Source organism: Sphingomonas faeni (assembly GCF_030817315.1).
GTDB classification, from domain to species: Bacteria; Pseudomonadota; Alphaproteobacteria; order Sphingomonadales; family Sphingomonadaceae; genus Sphingomonas; species Sphingomonas faeni_C.
Map to the genome: position 1 here is coordinate 18,788 of NZ_JAUSZF010000003.1, position 16,690 is coordinate 35,477.

Consider the following 16,690-nt stretch of genomic DNA (forward strand, 5'->3'; position numbering starts at 1 on the left):
GCTGCGATCTACTCGTGCTCGGCACGCCACTCGATCGCGGCCGAGGCGTGGCCCACCTTCACGGCCGGCTCCATCTCGATGCCCTGACGCGCATAGCTGCAATGATCGACCCTCTCGGTGTCAACGTTGGTGGAATATTCCCGGAAGTGGGCTCTCCCGCACTTTCGGTGCAGGCAATGGAGACAAAGCGTGAATCCGGTTGCTTCAAAGATGCTCCATTGTTGGGAGCCTCGTGGAGCCATGCCCGAGCGCCTTCTGCCGTTCGTGCCGCATCAGTTTGTGGTGGAGCAGGTAACGACCTGCGTTGATCGGGTTACCGTCGTGTGCCGTGTCCGCAGTTCGGCAGCTCGCTGCCCCACCTGCCGAAGAGCGTTCGTCACGGTTGCCGTCCTTTTTGCTCAGGGCCTCAAACTCCACTTTTCTGGCCCACCGCGATGCCGTCTGGGAGGGCGGCAACCACCCCATCTCGTAATAATGACCGCTCTGAACTGCAAAAAAGGGCGGTTTGTGGCTCACATTGCGTGAGACGGATCGAGGCGGCAGGCACGATCGTTGAGACATAAACCACGATCGGTGCGACGGACGCACAATACTTATCCGTCCGCTTGCAAACGGCGATCAAGACTTCTGACGCTAACTCGCGAGGGGATCATTTGCGGGAACTATCCCTCGATCAGAGTTCGAATACGTGTTGCCAGAACGTCCATCGGGAATGGCTTGGTAAGGACGTGCATCCCAGCGTCGAGATGGCCGTGGCTCAACACGGCGTTCTCCGCATATCCGGTGATGAACAGAACCTTCAGACCGGGCCGTGCGACGCGTGCAGCGTCTGCCACCTGCCGGCCGTTCAGCCCGCCTGGCAGCCCCACGTCCGTGATGAGCAGATCGATACGCAGGTCTGAATTGATGACCTTCAACCCAGCCGTGCCGTCTGCGGCCTCAATCGCGGTATAGCCCAGATCGGTCAGAACTTCGGCGACAAGCATGCGCACGGTTGGCTCGTCATCCACTACCAGCACCGTCTCCCCAGCCTCGGCCCGCGGTGCGGCCTCGATGTCCGCCTCCACGTCGTCCAATTCGGCCTCGCCCTGATGGCGGGGGAGGTAGACGCACACCATCGTGCCCTGATCGACCTCCGAGTAGATCGCCACCGAGCCTCCGGACTGCTTGGCGAAGCCGTAGATCATCGACAGACCAAGCCCGGTGCCTTCGCCGATCGGCTTGGTGGTAAAGAACGGGTCAAAGGCGCGAGCTATTACCTCCGGCGGCATGCCGGTGCCCTTATCGGACACGCATAGGGAGATGTACTGCCCCGGATCCAGACCGCGTTCCTTGGCTGTCCGCTGGTCCATCCAACGATTGCAGGTTTCGATCGTGATCGTGCCACCATGCGGCATCGCGTCCCGTGCGTTGATGCACAGGTTTAGGATGGCGTTTTCGAGCTGGCTGGGATCGATCAGGCTGGGCCATAGCCCGGCAGCATTGACCGTCTCCACTTCGATCACGGGCCCAACCGTACGGCGGATTAGATCCTCCATTCCGCTGACCAGATGGTTGACGTTGGTGGGCTTGGGAGCAAGCGTCTGCCGGCGTGAGAAGGCGAGTAGCCGGTGGGTAAGAGATGCGGCGCGTTTGGCGGCCCCCTGCGCTGCGCCGACATAGCGTTCGACATCGGCTGTCCTGCCCTGCGCGATGCGGATTTGCATCATCTCTAGGCTACCGGAGATACCGGTCAGCAGGTTGTTGAAGTCATGCGCGAGGCCGCCGGTAAGCTGGCCAACCGCTTCCATCTTCTGCGCCTGCCGCAGCGCATCCTGCGCCGTCATGAGGTCGGCCGTTCGCTCTAAAACGCGGGCTTCAAGCGTCTCATTGAGCTCCCGCAGCGCTTTCTCAGCACGCTTGCGCTCAGTGAGGTCCAGCATCGCGCCGATCATGCGGACGGCGCTTCCGTCCTCACCGCGGAAGACGTGCCCCCGGTCGAAAACATCGGCAAAACTGCCGTCGCCCCGTCGGAAGCGGTACTCGGACGCCCAATGGTCGCCTGCCCCATCGATGATAGCGTGAATATCCTTGTCGACCCGCTCCCGATCGTCGGGATGGATGTTACCGATCCACCAATCGCCGGTCGGCTTGATTTCGTTTTCCTCATAGCCAAAGAGAACACGGACCGCCTCGTTCCACTCCACGGAGTTCGAGGCCAGATCCCAGTCCCAGATCGCATCGTTTGTTGCCTTTGCGGCAAGGCGGTAGCGCTGTTCGGTCTCACGCAGGGTAGCCTCGGCCGCGCGCCGGTCGGTCTCGTCGCGAGCAATCTTGATAAAGCCGGTGATCGTACCCTGCGCGTCGTGCAGCGGACGAACCGAGCCGTTGGCAAAGAACCGGCTGCCGTCACGTCGAACATGCCAGCGTTCGTCATTGGCACAGCCCTTCTCACGTGCCGCCGCCAGTTCCTGTGTCGGAACGCCAGCGGCGCGGTCTTCGGGTGTGTATAGAATATCAACGGAGTGACCGCTTATCTCGTCGGCACACCAGCCAAAGACCGTTTCGGCACCAGGCGTCCAATCCATAACCCGATTTTCGGTGTCCACGGTGAAGATGGAATGATCCTTCACCCCTTCCACGATACGGCGATTACGCTCCTCACTTTCTCGCAACTCAGCCTGCGCACGGTGTGCGTCAGTAGCGTCATAGCCTTCGACAAAAATGCCGGTCACGTTGCCAGCATCATCGATGATCGGTTCGTAGATGAAGTCGAGAATGCGCTCGACCTGGTCGCCGCCCTCTACATCCAGCACGAGGGGGATATGATCGGCAACGAACCGCTCGCCCGTGTGATAGACGGAGTCCAATAGCTCGTAGAACCCCTGGTCTGCCAGCTCGGGGAAAGCCTTGCGTACTGTCTTGCCGATAGAGTCCCGATTTCCGAAGAGACGGCGATAGCTCGCGTTTGTGAACTCGAACACGTGTTCAGGCCCGTGAAGGATGGTGATGAACCCCGGCGCCTGTTCGAACAGGCGCCGCTGCCGCTGGGTATCAGCAGCACGACGGCGCTCCGCCAGGACCTGATCGGTAATCTCGGTGCAGGCACAGAACAGCCCCTCCACGGCTCCGGCTTCCCCCCGAACCGGGGTATAGGAGAAAGCGAAGTGCGTTTCCTCAACGTAGCCGCGCCGCTGCATCATCAAGGTGATGTCGTCCATGTGGACAGGCAAACCGGCATAGGCCTGCTCAACAATCGGGGTCAGGTCGGCCTCGATTTCCGCCCAAACCTCCATGAACGGCTGGCCGAGCGCCTCAGGATGCTTGTCGGCCAGGATGGTCGCATATGCGTCGTTGTAGAACAGCGTCTGCTCCACACCCCAAGCGACAAACATGGGCTGGTTGGAACCCAGAACGACGCTGACCAACGTCTTCAATGGGGTCGGCCATTCCGCGGGCGCTCCCAGTACAGTCTCGGTCCAATCGCGGGCGCGAATAGCAGCCCCCATCTGGCCACCGTCGACGAGGAAACTGAGCATCTGCTTATCCGATGTTATTATGTTCGGCCGGTTGGTTCGGCACGCCGCTCAGCACGCCTGTCTATTGGCTAGGCCATGCTAACGTCTTCCTCAATGGTATCGCACTGTAATCTGACGGACTTTCCGCTGTCCTTACATGTTCGCGACGCTGATCGCTTGCGGTTCATGGTTGAAGCGGTTCTTTACCCAATCAGGTCACCGACGCGGCTCGAAACGGCCAGATCATTCGCCTCGGTCCTGTCCAGATGCAGGTAGGCAGGGTTAAACTGCCCAAGCGATTTAAGGCGTGCCGGATCGGTTACGGTCAACGTTTTGCTGCGGAGCTCGATCATCTCGTCCTCGCGAAAGCGCTGCAATACGCGGTTGACGTGTGAAGGCGTCATGCCGGTGGCATCGGCAAGATCGGTCTGGGTAACGGGGAAGTCGATCGAGTTGGTCTTCGTCGCCCCGCTTACCCGGTAACGAACCAACATTTCGTACAGCAAGTGAGCAAGGCGCTCGCTAGAGTCTCGCCTACCCAGATCGAGAATGCGTTCTCGAAGGACGCCCAGATCGGTCATTGTCCCCCACCATAGCGCTTCAGATATCGGTGAGGCTTCACGCAGTAGCGTCTTCATCTCGCTGGAATGGATCATTGCCGTCGTGCTTGGGGTCAGTGTGCCAACGGCATGATCCATTCTTTTCAGAATAAAGATCTCGGCATCGCAAAGGTCTCCGGGTACCAGGAAAGCCATAATCTGGCGTTCGCCGTCCGGTAAAATTTTGTAACGGCATGCAAGGCCCGTCAGCAGGACATGGCAGTAATCTGAATGCGCCCCGTCAGCGATCACGTCTTCCTGCGCCTGAAATTCACGCTGTTTGGACGTGATGATGGCGTCGAGACGGGTGCGCTCTTCTTTAGTGAAGGCCGTAAATTGTTCCATTTTCATTACCCAGGGATTATTCATCACGCCCTCAGACCGTTCAGGGCTTACTGCCCGTGGTAATCTCAACGCGGCACATGCCGCGCAGGTAGAACGTATTGACGGTCAAAATAGTCGCCCGCTCGGTATGGCGGTTCGATCGCAACCCGTCAAAAATATAACCTGAATTTAGTGATGTAGCGCAGAGACTTTACGATTAACGTAATTTATGATCCAAATCGCAGCCAGACATTGAACTGCATGGGTTGCGCGTCACCGCAACGGTGAAACTTTATGCCCTCGTCATCCAAGCTACATCTGGCGCCCGCATTACGTAAACTTGAGCAAAGAGCGGTACTATCCCAGGAGGACCGCGACGCATTTCACGAGATGCCGTTTTTTATTAAGTCCTTGATCCAGAATTCCTACATCTTGCGCGAGCTGGACATAACGAAAAGCTGCTGCATCCTACTTTCCGGTTTGGCCTTTCGAAGCAAAGTCGTTGGGGATGGCGGACGCCAGATCCTATCGGTGCATGTACCTGGAGATATGCTTGATCTCCAGCACGCTTTCCTAGGTGTGGCGGACCACAGCATCCAGATGCTGACTGCCGGGGACGTAGCGTACGTTCCAGCAAAGGCCGTCCAGGATCTAGCCTTTGCGTATCCTGCGATCGGCCGCGCCATGTGGCTCGAGACACTGATCGAAGGCTCGATCTTTCGCGAGTGGATCGCAAATATCGGGCGCCGTGACGCAAGAACGCGTGTCGCTCACCTCCTGTGCGAGATTGCCGTCCGCCTGCAATCGGCGGGACTGATGACCGGAAACCGCTACGAACTGCCAATGACGCAGGAGCAGATTGGTGACGCAACCGGACTGACTACAGTGCACGTCAACCGTACGTTTCAGGCTCTCCATAAAGAGGGACTCATAACGCGCGACAAGCGTGCAATCGAGATCAGGGACTGGAACGCACTTTCGGCAGCAGGCGATTTTAGGGCGTCCTACCTACACCCAGACAATCCAAATGGCTTTGCACCCGTTTTTGGCGGCACATTCGTTGAATTACCAATAAAAGACGGCATGTTAGCATCGGCGACTTAATCGTAGTGTTTGTAACTAATCTACTTATAAACAACCCGCATACTTGTAACTTTTGTAGTTTGCCGAAAAGCGCTTATTGATAAATTGCACAACATATACATATACATATACATATATCATTAGCTTAGATTAATTCGCTCGCCTGCGATAGCATATTTCAATCTCACGACGTAGCATGCCGCACTTGTAGATATTATTTGCTTACAAATTGTTCGAATGAGGTTTTCTCAAATACCTTGCCACATTGGTTTAGCATTGATCGGATAATAAAATGGAATTCCCGAAAAGCCATACTCGGTATTCCGAGATATCGGAGGCGCTATCTGCGATGATCAAATTCGCTGACGAAAACGAGGACTTTGTCTTGGCAGCGAAGCTGGATGATGCTCGCGACCTGGCCGTTCAACGACATGACGTTGCTACCAAATAAACCGCCGAGTCTCGATTTGGACAAGGTCGAGTGACGAAATTCAGGAGATATTACGGTGCCTGGGAACGATCCATCCGCCGGTTTAACGGCGTCTATTATTAAGTTTCGGCAGTATCGAACCAATATCCTACCAGCGGAATTATTCTCCGAACCGGCATGGGATCTGTTGCTTGAGCTGTTTCTCGCAGACGCTGAAGGGCGGCGTATCACCGCCCGAGAGGTCGCAGAGAAGTCCAGCATATCTCCTGGTGTCATGTCGCGCTGGCTGCAGCACCTCAGTAAAATTGGGTATGTCATCGGTGACGGTACGGGCGATTTAGATGATATGCTGACCCTGTCCGCCCAGGCGTTGCAGCGGATGGAGCAGATCATTGATCGAGCGCATATTTTACATGGTGAGGCCAGTTACTCACGCACCTCGGAATAAGACTATAGACTCACTTAGGTTACACGCCATATAGGTAAGACCCTGCTATCCGGGCGATGCACATGGTCGATTAGAGCGCCGAGATATTGCGAAGTGCCGTCGCGTGAGCTTTGTATCTGGCCGACGAGCAAGAGGATACGCTAGCGCCGCCTTGCTGGCGCAGGTCCTTGATCTGCTCACGGTTGGTTCGCCGAAGGGCTGACTATCCGTCGTCGCACGATAGTCAGGTATCCCAAACACCGTCGGACAAAGGCTAGAAAGCTGCAAGCCGCGTATGGTCAAGCTGACCATTCGTCGATCCCGGCATACAACTTAGCCTCGCGTATCCAGTAGTTCGCGCCAATACCCCAACCATCTGGAGAGCAGTCACACCTCTGCCGCTGGTCGATGCGCGAACCTTGAGGCTGCGGAATCGGAGGCGATCGTGGGTGCGCGCGAGATGATCGCGAGCCTTATCCGTTATGGAAAATCTGTCCACCGCACCCACCGGATTCAAATCACTGATCAGAGCGGTAATCTCCTGCACACAGTCCGTTTTGGTGACGTCATTGATCTGAGACCTTAGCCGCTCTGATAAAGCGGGTTATTCTGGACTGCAAAGGGTGCGTCGTCCTTACCCGATGGTTTGAAGGTACCCCGGATCGAAGCTGGCCATTTTTTGAAGCTTGGGAAAGTCCGCGATTTCAACCGTGCGGTTTCTAATGGACATCAGCCCCGCCTCTCGCAAATGGCGTACAACACGGTTTACGTGAACAGGGGTAAGGCCAAGCGCGTCGCCCATCTGCTCTTGAGTGAGCGGAAGATCGAAGCCATTGGCGCGAGCGCTTCCGATGGTGCCGAGCCGTACGAAAAGCTCGCATATTAGGTGTGCGACGCGCTCGGACGCATCACGTTTTCCCAGGCTGACCGTCCAAGCCCGCAACGCACTTTCGTCCACCAGCCCCGCCATCCACAAGGCGCGTGCAATTAGTGGCCGCGCGAGAAGCTCGTCCATTTCCGAAGGCGCAATATAGGCGATTTTAGCCGTGTCAGTGTACCGACGCCATGATCCATTTGCCGCAGTAGCGTGATGCGGGTATTGCAAACATCGCCTGGCAGCAGGAAAGCGGTAATCTGCCGCGCGCCCTCGGCCACGATATTGTATCGGCAGCACCATCCAGAAACCACCAGATGGACGTTGGTAGGCCTATCGCCTTCCCGTAAGATATCCTTGCGCGCAGCGACCGAGCGAACATCGCTCAACACGGTTTTCAGGAGTAATTTGTCGGCAGCAGGCAACTCCCCCAAGGTTTGTAGCTTGTCGATAATGGCATCCATAACGGTGCCGTAACATGAGCTAAATTATTAGGATATACTCACAGCCCGGTCACGCCGATCGCATCCTTGAAAGGAAGCTTAAGCACTTGATGCCCGGCAGCGTCAAAGACCTCGATGTGGCAGCTCAGACACAGCTGGCCAGCCCTAACTTCGGCCGCCATGATGTCCCTTGCCGCCCGAATAGCCGAACGGCGAACCGACCCAATATCGGTGTGATCCACGCCGTCCTCGTCAAAAGTAATCTGGCCGCATTCGTGTAGATTAAAAAAGTAACGCATCACGATATTTATCTATCCGAAGGCAGCGAGATTGCCCCTCATACAGATTTCTGCCCATAAATACATAGGGTAACGACATATACGCTGATTGATATCAGTGCCAGACACGTGGTCCAGAGACGAAATCGACCTTCTGACCGCCTATGCAAAACCAGAAAGAGATCGTGGGCCCACCCGAAGGCAGGCCCTAATTTCCTTTAGCCTTCGTCTTTGGCGTCGATGTTCACTGCCGTCTCGGCAAGCTTGGTCATGAACTCGTCGCCGCCGTAAATCTCTTTGGTCGCCTCACGCAGCTTTTTGTTGTCGTCCTTCAGCCCGAGCGCCTTTGCGTAGGCAGCAGCAGTGCCGAAACCTGCAATCCCGTAATGCGTCATGCGCTGGTATTGGGCGATGATGATCGTATCGAGTATGGGGCCCTTCTCAGGTCCTTCTTCGAGAACATGCTTGGTCGCCTCGGCAACCAGCCCTTCCATGCCCTTGCAATGCTCCTTGGACACCTTCTCGTCCTGGCCGGCGATCAGTTCCTTCAGCACGTCGGTGTGCTTGGTGATCCCCTCCTGCGACGATTTCAGCATATCCTTCAACGGAGCGTCGCTTGCCTTGGTCGTGAGTTTCTTCACTACCTTCAGCATCTGGTCGTTTGCCGACCACAGATCCTTCAACTCGTCGGTATATACATCCTTCAGGTCTTCCGGTGTCGACATGGGAAACTCCTTGATGCGGGAACCTAGCGTCCCGTCTGTAGGCAAAAGCGTCTCGGTCACCGGGCCGGTTCCATCTGACGAGCTAACAGTGCGGTCGCGCATGTGCGGCGCTGGGCCACGCTTAGTCCGTCGGCCGCCATGCAGGGCGACCGCGGACGACGACTGTGACCTGCGGTTGGGTGGTAAGCCATGCCTGAGCCGTCGCCGGTTCACAGTCCGGGAGCAGGCTGATCGGCTTTCGCCGCTCCAGATCGCAGATGATCGTGCCGTATCTATAAATCCGCCGCCACCCCCAGTCATCAATACCTATGACGGTCGGTGCTGGCCTCACAGGGCATCCGCGCCGACGTGCCACCCTTAGCAAAGTGTCGTTGCTGATCGGCAGCATCAGTCGCTTGGCCAGGCTCGCGGCAGGCCGGCCGCCAGGCGCGAGCCCGAGATGATGTACGAGGACATCGAGACCCCACGTACACCGCGCCCAAGGCGCCAATATCCCAGTGGCGACCTGATCAGTAAAGATCTGCTGCCCACACTGCGTCGCAGCACATCGGAAACGGCAAACTTCGGCGCTCAGGCACACCGATCTCCCAGCAAGCGGCAGATCGGCGATACGACGCTGATAGCGGCTATGGACCCGGTGACTGTCAGTTCCGCACGTGGGACAACAGCTCGATCTTGCAATGCTGCGAACGCAAATGTCATTCGGTCGCCATCGCTGGACGCCGAGACCATCGCAAAGCCAGCAGGGATGAACGACGAGGGGTGAAGCGCCTTGTGCATGACGATGATCCCATCTGCAGCCAACGCATCAGACCTCGTAACTGCATCAAAATTTAGTCAGGGTCCTTTCCACGCCGATCCCACTCGTAGATCCGGATATCGGCTTCGGACGATGACAACAGCTATGTAATGGACTAAATAGCACCAATAGTATGACGTGGAGGCCGATATGGTAACCGTGCGTAAAACCATTACCCTGACCGAACAGCAGAATGCTTGGATCGCCGCCCAGATCGATGCTGGCAGGTACACTAATGACAGCGAGGCAATCCGCGACCTCATCCGGCGCGAGCAGGAACGCAGCCTTGAGATCGATAGCATCCGTCAGGCACTGATCGAAGGCGAACAGAGCGGGGAGCCGGAGCCGTTCGACTTTGCTGCGTTTAAGCGGCGCAAAGCCGCGCAGCATGGCTGAATACCGGCTTAGCCCGAGAGCGCAACGTGACCTTGATGGGGTTTTTGACTATACCGTGGCGCATCGGGGCCTGCCCCAAGCGATGCGCTACACCGACCTTATCGAAGCCGCTTGCGCTGATCTGGCAGAAGCCCCGCAGCAGGCGCAGGGCTGTGCCAACATTCGACCAGGCTATCGACGGCGCAGTGCCGAGCAGCACGTCATTTATTTTCGACCGACCGATTACGGGATCGCCGTCATCCGTATCCTGCATCGACGCAGGGATGCTGCTCGTCACCTGTAGGCTACGTTCAGCGGTCGGCATTCATCTGCGCATTGAGTCGATCATGGCGAGCATCCATCCGTTACGCGCCAAGGCCTTGAGCGTTGCAGCGTCCAGCTCCTCGACCGCCAGAGCGGTCACCGCCAGCTTGGCTCCTGTTTTCTAATTGCAGACAAGTGAGATTCTCGACGATTGCGCCTAACCGGTTCAACGTTCCTGCCGGTCACGGTTCTCATCGCGGTAGACCATGAAGGTTGCCTCATCGTGCTGTCAGACGTCGTGGGTCCCAAGGTGCATTTCGGAGGGCTGGCTGATGTAAATATTAACGCATCTGGTGAAACATGGTAAACGTCTCTTTAATATGGAGAGACCAATGATAATCAGATCGGGGAAAATTTTAGGAGCGGCCATCACGGCGATTTGGCTGCCTGTCGCCGCACAGGCTCAGGATGGCGGACTTCCTCAGCAGAATATCGGGTTTGAGTTTGACGCTCCTGTCTCGCCATCGAGCGCCACTTCAACCGTGTCGCCAACCAGCGTTCCTCAAGCGATGGAGCGCAGGAGCCAAAGCGATTCAATCGCCGACTTTTCCCTCGGCACGATTTACGCCGAAGGGGAGTTTGGGACCGGCTCCGAGACGTCGATCTGGAGTTCAGCACTCGGTGCTCAGCTGCATCTTAACAACACAACCTTAACCGCATCCCTTCCCTGGATGCGGATACGCAGCCGATCGACCATCTTCACCGGGATCGACGCAACCCCGGTATTGGTTGCACCAAATACGTCACCCGTCAGGCGCACTGCCGACGGTTTCGGGGATCTAACCCTCGGCGCCTCTTACACAATTGCTTCTGAAGCCTCGCCGATCGAAGTACAGTTGTCCGGTCGCGCAAAGATCAACACGGCAACGAAGCGCAGCGGCCTGTCCAGCGGTGAAAATGATTATGCTTTTGGCACCGACGTGTCGGCATCGTTGGGCAAGGTTACACCTTTCGTTTCGTTTAGTTATCGTTTCCTCGGTGATACGGCAGTCTATGATTTGCGAGATGGCCCAGCGGCTTCGGCAGGCGCGTCGTACGCATTAAATGGCAACAGTTTTTTGCTCGCTTCCTATCATTACTCTCGCGCAGCAACGAGGTTGGTTGGCGATGCGCACGAGTTATTTGCTGGCATCTCGACGCGCATCCCCCAATCGCCGCTTCGTGTCACCGGCTTTGCTACCGCAGGTCTATCTCGAGGAGCTGCGGCAGCCTCCGGGGGGCTATCCATCTCGGCGGGTTTAGGCGGCCATAACGGACGATAGAAGCATGAGGCCAATTTGGAACTCTGCGGCGCTAGCTCGCAGCCGCAGTCAAAAGGCAACAGACCCGATCCAGCGTGTCTATGCGGTTGGGGACATTCATGGCCGGTACGACCTGTTCCGACAACTTATGAACATTATTCAGCAAGATCGTGCGTCGCGACCTCAGGTGGCCACACAAATCGTTCTGCTCGGTGACATCGTCGACCGCGGACCGGACGCCGCCCGAATGGTGCGAGGCTGCATAAACCTGACTGCGTCGACGGACCGGTTCTTGGTGCTTAAGGGCAACCACGAAGAAATGATGTCAGAGGCTTTAAAGGGAGACCTCTACGTCTACGGTCACTGGCTTACCTTCGGCGGCAGGGAAACTTTGCTAAGCTGGGGCGTAGACCGACAGGTAGCTGAAGGACCTGCGACCATGGACAATCTAGCAATCGCCGCAGATACCGTCGGGCACGAAGTTATCAGCTGGATGGAGCAGTTGCCGCTGCATTACCAGCATGGCAATCATTTCTTTGTCCATGCGGGCATCCGCCCGGGCATTTCCCTCCGCAAGCAACATCCGAACGATTTATTGTGGATAAAGGATGAGTTTCTCGAATCCAGTGCCTCGCACGGACCCATAATCGTGCACGGCCATACGATCGTCGAGGGAGGACCCGTAGTTCGCTCGAACCGCATCGGCATCGACACCGGTGCTTATCGGTCTGGTCGCCTGACAGCATTGGCCATTGAAGGAGAGGATAGCTGGTACCTCAATACGCCGGACGTACTCCAGCCCACTGACGGGCAAGCTTTACTAGAGTCTCGGGTAGCACATGTGACTTCTATAAGCATGCCCCCTGTGGAGGCTAGGGCATGACGGCACTTCCATTGCTGTTCGGTGACGAACGTTTGGATGCTGATTTAGCGTCAATCTTAAACCTTGGGGATGAGCACGGCCGAAAGGAATTGGTCACTCCCGCACGAATGCCGCTAGGCTCCAAAAGCTTGCGATTATCGCGGCGGGCTTCCGTGACTATCGCCGTCTCACTGGGGTTCGCGCTACTCGCCCCGTCGGTAATGCTGTTGCTAGACCGCATACCAGGCAAGCCACCGGGCGCCGAAATTACCCGGATACCAAACCGGCTGGCGTTTCGACGGGTAGCAGAGACTGCCGGAATCGCGGACGCGAAGGAGCCGAACGTCACGAAGCCCATCGATGAGGAACCAACCGTGGTGGTAACACACGGGTTAGGCGACAGGATGCAACGGACGTCTATGCTCAACGCTGATTATACGTCCCGGCGTCCGCGCCATAACGCGACTTCCGCGAAATCGCTGGCGTCCAACGCGGCAAGAAGGCCGGCATACACTAGTGATCCTGTGATCGAGCCGGTACGGTTTCCGACACTTCTAGCTTCTAACGAGAACTCGCTATCGTCAAGTATAGCTAGGCCAAGCACCGAACCAGAGAACGCCAGCGATCCCAGGATCTTGGAGTCGACAGACCCCTCGCCGCAGCTGAAAAAGGCTCGTCGAGCTAGCATCGACGCTATTCGTTTCCTGCGCAGACAATAATCCGCCGTGAGGCGCTGCGTGCGTATATGGGGTAAGCAAAATGGCAAACGGAAACGACAGCCGGCCACAGCGCGGGATGTTAATCGGGCTGGGGATTGGCATTCTCCTGATGGCGATCCTACTCGTTCTGTTCTACGTCCGGGTCCAAAAACCTGCCGTCGAAGCGAAGCCAAAACCGGCTCCGCTTTCGACACAAAATTGATGTAGACCGACTAGGCCACGTGGACAGAGGCCGCCAAAGCGTAACTGAAGCGAGCGCCACGACGCCGAGAAAACTCTGGGATCTTTCATAACGCGTTGTGACACAGTCGAAACCCAATCCGTTCGCCAACAACGCTTCCAGAAAACAGCTATGGATCAACCAATCAGATGCACGTCGGCCTTTGTTCACGTGGCCTAGTGAGCGACACCATCGATGAGCTGGCATCGCTCTTGGGCTACGATACGGTGATCGGCTGCGCAGGCTATGCAGCGGGGATCAACACCCCGATAAAGCTCGCTAAGGTGGCGCTGCAATCCGATATTCTGCGCTATTTACCGTGTCAGTTTGGCGTCAACTTCGAGCGATCGACCGCGGCGGGCCGCAAGACATTCTCAATGCGCAGTTAGACGTGCGTGAGCCGCTACGCTCACAGGACACGACCGAGTGGGTAATCTTTTCCACGGGCATGTTCATCAGCTACCTGTTCGAGCTGGCCTTTGGTGTCGTCGATCTGGAGAATAGCGAATCTCATGCGCTCGGCAGCCTTGATACCGCTGTGACGCTGAATGAAACCGAAAAAATGGTACGCAGGCTTTCCTTATCGGATGTCACGGTTAAAGCTGCTTATCGGTTAACCCGAGTACTCTCATATGGCTGATAATGAGCACACAGCGACTGCCAATAACAATCTGATAAAAGATGAGCTTAGCCATGAAAAGCAACGAATAGTTGTGGCCGGATCGGTTTGTCAGAGGTTCGCTATCATTAAAGCAATAGCGAAAAACTCGTACGAAATCATCGAAGCTGATGCTGCGGTGGATTTGCTCGCTATGCTAAGCGAACATGAATATGACCTTGTTATTACGAGCACCGACCTGCCAGGCCACAATAGCGTTGAACTAATGCAATCCATCTTCAAGGTTGGCAAATCATTTGCCGTTTTGGCCCAGTCTGACACTGATGATGAAATAGACAGGGTACTAGCGCTGGAACTGGGCGCCGACGATTGCGTACCGATGTCATGCGGGTCTCGTGAGCTAAAGGCGAGAGTTCACGCTTTACTTCGGCGTCGATCAAAGAATTTCACGAGTTTCATCAAAACACCGTCGAAAGGCGCCAATATGGTAGGTTCGGAATTGTCCCATCGCGGCTGGGTTGTAAATAGGGATAGAAGGCAGCTATACTCTCCGAGCGGTAATGTTATTCCAGTATCGAATGTTGAATATTGCGTATTGGTAAGTCTATTCGCCAATCCCGGATCAATCAGAGATAGGTCAAGTCTAAGGGATAGCAACGCTGGTTCTGGAGAACCTGACCTTCGTTCAATTGACGTTTCTATAAGCCGAATTCGTAAAAAAATGGCAAGGTATAGTAGTCAAAATATTATAGAAACTGTTCATGGAGTAGGGTATCGTTTAATAAAAGATAGGTCCGGAAGTGAATAAAATATTATACTGTGTTTAGTAATTCTCCTTTCACTTAGAGAAGTGCCGTTCTCGACTAGATGTAAATAGGCGGAAAGGTATAATGCCATTCCCATGGCATGAGAGACGCCTGACTTAGTGAAAAGGCTGCTGATGCAGCCTTCACGATTGTGGATCTAGACTGTGCGCAAACTCGCTGACCAATTCCATGGGGCGCTGACAGGCGTATGCCCGGTGGACGTCGTCCGGTCGGCGACAAAGGGTGATCGCGAAAGGGATGGTATTCCCGCAGGATGGAAAAAAGAGACTAAAGGGCGGGGCCGTTGATTGCACCGCTCCAGTGAGATTACGCCACGCTATTCGTCGGACCTGGCTCCCGGTTTCCCAGGGAGCCAAGCCCCGAAATTATTCCGTCGCTGCTTCTTCGGCCTTGCGCTTACGCGGAGCCGGAGTGGGCTTGGCGTCCCCCCTAGCTGCATTCGTCTGACCAGGCTTACGACCCAGGCCAATACTCTTGGCCATCGTGCGACGTGCTTCTGAATAGGTAGGAGCAACTATGGGATAATCAGCCTTTAGGCCATACCGCTCGCGATACTCCGCTGGCGTCATGCCGTTAGTGGCCAGATGACGACGGAGCGTCTTGTACGGCTTACCGTCGATCATGCTGATGATGTGATCAGGACTGGCAAGCGACTTACGAACCGTCACTGCAGGAGTGTATTCTTGAGCAGGCGCCTCTGGCTCAGCAGCTGTCGCGTTACCGCCAACCAGCACCGAAACAGTTTCGTACATTTTATTGAGAAAAGCTGGAACGTCGTCGGCATTGGTACGCGTGTTGGGGTTGGCTAACCAAGCGATTGTCAATTCCGTGGCAAGTTCAACAGGGTTTAGGTCGAGGGTAGTGTCGGACATAGAAAACTCCATTTCTGGAGGCGCATCTAGGTACTTAATTGCTCGCTGACAATATCAGACCACGTTGACGCACCTATCTGCGGAGTAGTGCTGTTCTCAAGCACTCGCTTGGTGCCTTGACCCAAGAAGTGTAGCTTATTGGTCTACAAAGTCAGGTGGCCTCGCTTGATACGTAGCGTGATGATCAGACCCCCTTCCGACCAATCGTAATCGATCGAACCGCCTAGTTGCCCGGTGACACTCCGCTTCACCAGTTGGCTGCCAAATCCGGAAAGTCCATCGGGCGCTGCGACAGCCGGACCGCCTCGTTCCAACCATGTCAGCACAATGTGCTCGCCGTCCGTGACGCTGGAGATATCAAGCGTGCCAGTAGGCGCAGATAGCGCGCCATATTTAACTGAGTTGGTTGCAAGTTCATGATAATGTGCGCGATCCTAGTTGCCGATGCCTCGCCGACGCCCATGCGTTCGACCGCGACCCGTATGCGCCCCTTGAAGCGCCGAGGTCGTCGTACGGGGCCAGTACAATCGACAGTAGATCGCCCAGCAACGCCGCCGCGCCCTGTCCTGCGGATAAGGGGCGAACCAGATCGTGCGCACGATCCAGCGCGGTCAGGCGTTCGGTCAGATCATGCGCTATTTCTACGATGCTGGCTGCCGATCACGACGTGATGGCAGTGAGACCCGAAGCTATAGCCGGCAAATTCTTGACGCGGTGGCCCGTTTCCCCAGCGAGCAGTTCGTTGCTCTCCCCGGCCTGTTTACTGCCCGTCACGTCAAGGAAGATGCCAAACATCGTGCGGCCAACAATAGTCAATGTCATCGCCCTTCCCTTGCGCCGCAACTCTATCCGAATTGTTGCAGACGTTCGGTAATGTGACGCTGTAGATCGGCGACTGGACCACCTATCAGGCCCCTGTTCTCTCATTGCGGGCAGGTGCGACCGGCGACAATCCCACTTGCCCGCATTCGTGAAACAGGGATCTGGCTGATTTGAGGTAGCGGAACGGCTGGGCGGGCCTTCGTTCATCGGGTGAAGCGGTAGCATCAGCCAAGTCAGTTGATCCGGATAAGGAAGGTAAAAGACGTGTGAATTCCGGGAGCGCGTCTGCCATAATAGAGTTATCGTCAGCGGGATACCGACTACCTGTCC

General features: G+C 56.0%; 20 protein-coding genes. 10 read left to right on the forward strand and 10 right to left on the reverse strand.

The genetic code is table 11. The annotated features are described in order from the left end of the window. Window positions 1-662: 662 nt before the first annotated feature. Both QFZ54_RS17640 and QFZ54_RS17645 read right to left on the reverse strand, forming a co-directional pair. A complete protein-coding gene (locus QFZ54_RS17640) occupies window positions 663-3,518 on the reverse strand; it encodes a hybrid sensor histidine kinase/response regulator (protein ID WP_307089637.1) in 2,856 nt (951 codons plus the stop codon). 182 nt (window positions 3,519-3,700) lie between these two features. Beyond that, window positions 3,701-4,465 (reverse strand): Crp/Fnr family transcriptional regulator, encoded by a 765-nt coding sequence (locus tag QFZ54_RS17645; protein ID WP_307089639.1) that lies wholly within the window; start codon window positions 4,463-4,465, stop codon window positions 3,701-3,703. Between the two features lie 345 nt (window positions 4,466-4,810). Between QFZ54_RS17645 and QFZ54_RS17650 the strand changes: the two genes are divergently transcribed. The 3 genes from QFZ54_RS17650 to QFZ54_RS20525 all read left to right on the forward strand — a co-directional run bounded on the left by QFZ54_RS17650 (window position 4,811) and on the right by QFZ54_RS20525 (window position 6,946). Beyond that, entirely contained in the window at window positions 4,811-5,524 is a 714-nt protein-coding gene (locus QFZ54_RS17650) for a Crp/Fnr family transcriptional regulator (protein ID WP_307089640.1), read from the forward strand. Window positions 5,525-6,009: 485 nt separating this feature from the next. Further along, window positions 6,010-6,381, forward strand: coding sequence for a hypothetical protein (locus QFZ54_RS17655; protein WP_307089642.1), 372 nt, complete (start codon window positions 6,010-6,012; stop codon window positions 6,379-6,381). Between the two features lie 355 nt (window positions 6,382-6,736). Then, entirely contained in the window at window positions 6,737-6,946 is a 210-nt protein-coding gene (locus QFZ54_RS20525; RefSeq protein ID WP_373458622.1) for a DUF6894 family protein, read from the forward strand. A gap of 48 nt (window positions 6,947-6,994) precedes the next feature. Here QFZ54_RS20525 and QFZ54_RS17660 read toward each other — a convergent pair whose 3' ends face one another. The 5 genes from QFZ54_RS17660 to QFZ54_RS20530 all read right to left on the reverse strand — a co-directional run bounded on the left by QFZ54_RS17660 (window position 6,995) and on the right by QFZ54_RS20530 (window position 9,377). Then, window positions 6,995-7,375, reverse strand: coding sequence for a Crp/Fnr family transcriptional regulator (locus QFZ54_RS17660; protein WP_307089644.1), 381 nt, complete (start codon window positions 7,373-7,375; stop codon window positions 6,995-6,997). Next, on the reverse strand, window positions 7,348-7,698 hold the full coding sequence (locus QFZ54_RS17665; protein WP_307089645.1) for a cyclic nucleotide-binding domain-containing protein: 351 nt from the start codon (window positions 7,696-7,698) through the stop codon (window positions 7,348-7,350). The genes QFZ54_RS17660 and QFZ54_RS17665 overlap by 28 nt, the downstream gene beginning before the upstream one ends. A 38-nt stretch (window positions 7,699-7,736) precedes the next feature. Next, window positions 7,737-7,976 carry a DUF6894 family protein gene (locus tag QFZ54_RS17670; RefSeq protein WP_373458624.1) on the reverse strand — a complete coding sequence of 80 codons (240 nt, stop codon included), beginning with the start codon at window positions 7,974-7,976 and terminating at the stop codon, window positions 7,737-7,739. 197 nt (window positions 7,977-8,173) lie between these two features. Continuing rightward, a complete protein-coding gene (locus QFZ54_RS17675) occupies window positions 8,174-8,740 on the reverse strand; it encodes a ferritin-like domain-containing protein (RefSeq protein WP_307089649.1) in 567 nt (188 codons plus the stop codon). A gap of 61 nt (window positions 8,741-8,801) precedes the next feature. Further along, a complete protein-coding gene (locus QFZ54_RS20530; protein WP_373458625.1) occupies window positions 8,802-9,377 on the reverse strand; it encodes a transposase family protein in 576 nt (191 codons plus the stop codon). Window positions 9,378-9,629: 252 nt separating this feature from the next. On the opposite strand from QFZ54_RS20530, the gene QFZ54_RS17680 reads away from it, so the two are divergent. From QFZ54_RS17680 to QFZ54_RS17710, 7 genes are all read left to right on the forward strand, one after another. Then, complete coding sequence (locus QFZ54_RS17680; RefSeq protein WP_307089651.1) at window positions 9,630-9,875, forward strand: type II toxin-antitoxin system ParD family antitoxin; 246 nt, start codon at window positions 9,630-9,632, stop codon at window positions 9,873-9,875. Next, complete coding sequence (locus QFZ54_RS17685) at window positions 9,868-10,158, forward strand: type II toxin-antitoxin system RelE/ParE family toxin (RefSeq protein ID WP_307089653.1); 291 nt, start codon at window positions 9,868-9,870, stop codon at window positions 10,156-10,158. The genes QFZ54_RS17680 and QFZ54_RS17685 overlap by 8 nt, the downstream gene beginning before the upstream one ends. Window positions 10,159-10,510: 352 nt before the next feature. Then, on the forward strand, window positions 10,511-11,440 hold the full coding sequence (locus QFZ54_RS17690) for a hypothetical protein (RefSeq protein ID WP_307089655.1): 930 nt from the start codon (window positions 10,511-10,513) through the stop codon (window positions 11,438-11,440). Window positions 11,441-11,444: 4 nt separating this feature from the next. Continuing rightward, entirely contained in the window at window positions 11,445-12,302 is an 858-nt protein-coding gene (locus QFZ54_RS17695; RefSeq protein WP_307089657.1) for a metallophosphoesterase family protein, read from the forward strand. A 1,097-nt stretch (window positions 12,303-13,399) separates the two neighbouring features. After that, window positions 13,400-13,609 carry a hypothetical protein gene (locus QFZ54_RS17700; protein ID WP_307089659.1) on the forward strand — a complete coding sequence of 70 codons (210 nt, stop codon included), beginning with the start codon at window positions 13,400-13,402 and terminating at the stop codon, window positions 13,607-13,609. 2 nt (window positions 13,610-13,611) lie between these two features. Continuing rightward, window positions 13,612-13,860: a hypothetical protein gene (locus QFZ54_RS17705; RefSeq protein WP_307089661.1), complete on the forward strand. Its 249-nt coding sequence runs from the start codon at window positions 13,612-13,614 to the stop codon at window positions 13,858-13,860. Beyond that, the gene (locus QFZ54_RS17710; protein WP_307089663.1) at window positions 13,853-14,647 is read left to right on the forward strand and encodes a response regulator transcription factor; all 795 of its coding nucleotides are present in this window, start codon (window positions 13,853-13,855) and stop codon (window positions 14,645-14,647) included. The genes QFZ54_RS17705 and QFZ54_RS17710 overlap by 8 nt, the downstream gene beginning before the upstream one ends. Window positions 14,648-15,031: 384 nt before the next feature. On the opposite strand, the gene QFZ54_RS17715 is transcribed toward QFZ54_RS17710, so the two are convergent. From QFZ54_RS17715 to QFZ54_RS17725, 3 genes are all read right to left on the reverse strand, one after another. Then, complete coding sequence (locus QFZ54_RS17715) at window positions 15,032-15,538, reverse strand: MucR family transcriptional regulator (protein WP_307089664.1); 507 nt, start codon at window positions 15,536-15,538, stop codon at window positions 15,032-15,034. Window positions 15,539-15,952: 414 nt separating this feature from the next. Next, window positions 15,953-16,186 (reverse strand): HWE histidine kinase domain-containing protein, encoded by a 234-nt coding sequence (locus tag QFZ54_RS17720; RefSeq protein WP_307089792.1) that lies wholly within the window; start codon window positions 16,184-16,186, stop codon window positions 15,953-15,955. 12 nt (window positions 16,187-16,198) lie between these two features. Beyond that, window positions 16,199-16,360: a hypothetical protein gene (locus QFZ54_RS17725; protein WP_307089666.1), complete on the reverse strand. Its 162-nt coding sequence runs from the start codon at window positions 16,358-16,360 to the stop codon at window positions 16,199-16,201. Window positions 16,361-16,690 lie beyond the last annotated feature (330 nt).

Bases quoted from the DNA above. Each gene is read 5' to 3' on its own strand.
- QFZ54_RS17690 (WP_307089655.1), top strand. From the start codon at position 10,511: ATGATAATCAGATCGGGGAAAATTTTAGGAGCGGCCATCACGGCGATT.
- QFZ54_RS17660 (WP_307089644.1), bottom strand. From the start codon at position 7,375: ATGGACGAGCTTCTCGCGCGGCCACTAATTGCACGCGCCTTGTGGATG.
- QFZ54_RS17715 (WP_307089664.1), bottom strand. From the start codon at position 15,538: ATGTCCGACACTACCCTCGACCTAAACCCTGTTGAACTTGCCACGGAA.
- QFZ54_RS17670 (WP_373458624.1), bottom strand. From the start codon at position 7,976: ATGCGTTACTTTTTTAATCTACACGAATGCGGCCAGATTACTTTTGAC.
- QFZ54_RS17665 (WP_307089645.1), bottom strand. From the start codon at position 7,698: ATGGATGCCATTATCGACAAGCTACAAACCTTGGGGGAGTTGCCTGCT.
- QFZ54_RS17685 (WP_307089653.1), top strand. From the start codon at position 9,868: ATGGCTGAATACCGGCTTAGCCCGAGAGCGCAACGTGACCTTGATGGG.
- QFZ54_RS17650 (WP_307089640.1), top strand. From the start codon at position 4,811: ATGCCGTTTTTTATTAAGTCCTTGATCCAGAATTCCTACATCTTGCGC.
- QFZ54_RS17695 (WP_307089657.1), top strand. From the start codon at position 11,445: ATGAGGCCAATTTGGAACTCTGCGGCGCTAGCTCGCAGCCGCAGTCAA.
- QFZ54_RS17645 (WP_307089639.1), bottom strand. From the start codon at position 4,465: ATGAATAATCCCTGGGTAATGAAAATGGAACAATTTACGGCCTTCACT.
- QFZ54_RS17725 (WP_307089666.1), bottom strand. From the start codon at position 16,360: ATGACATTGACTATTGTTGGCCGCACGATGTTTGGCATCTTCCTTGAC.
- QFZ54_RS17640 (WP_307089637.1), bottom strand. From the start codon at position 3,518: ATGCTCAGTTTCCTCGTCGACGGTGGCCAGATGGGGGCTGCTATTCGC.
- QFZ54_RS17680 (WP_307089651.1), top strand. From the start codon at position 9,630: ATGGTAACCGTGCGTAAAACCATTACCCTGACCGAACAGCAGAATGCT.
- QFZ54_RS17710 (WP_307089663.1), top strand. From the start codon at position 13,853: ATGGCTGATAATGAGCACACAGCGACTGCCAATAACAATCTGATAAAA.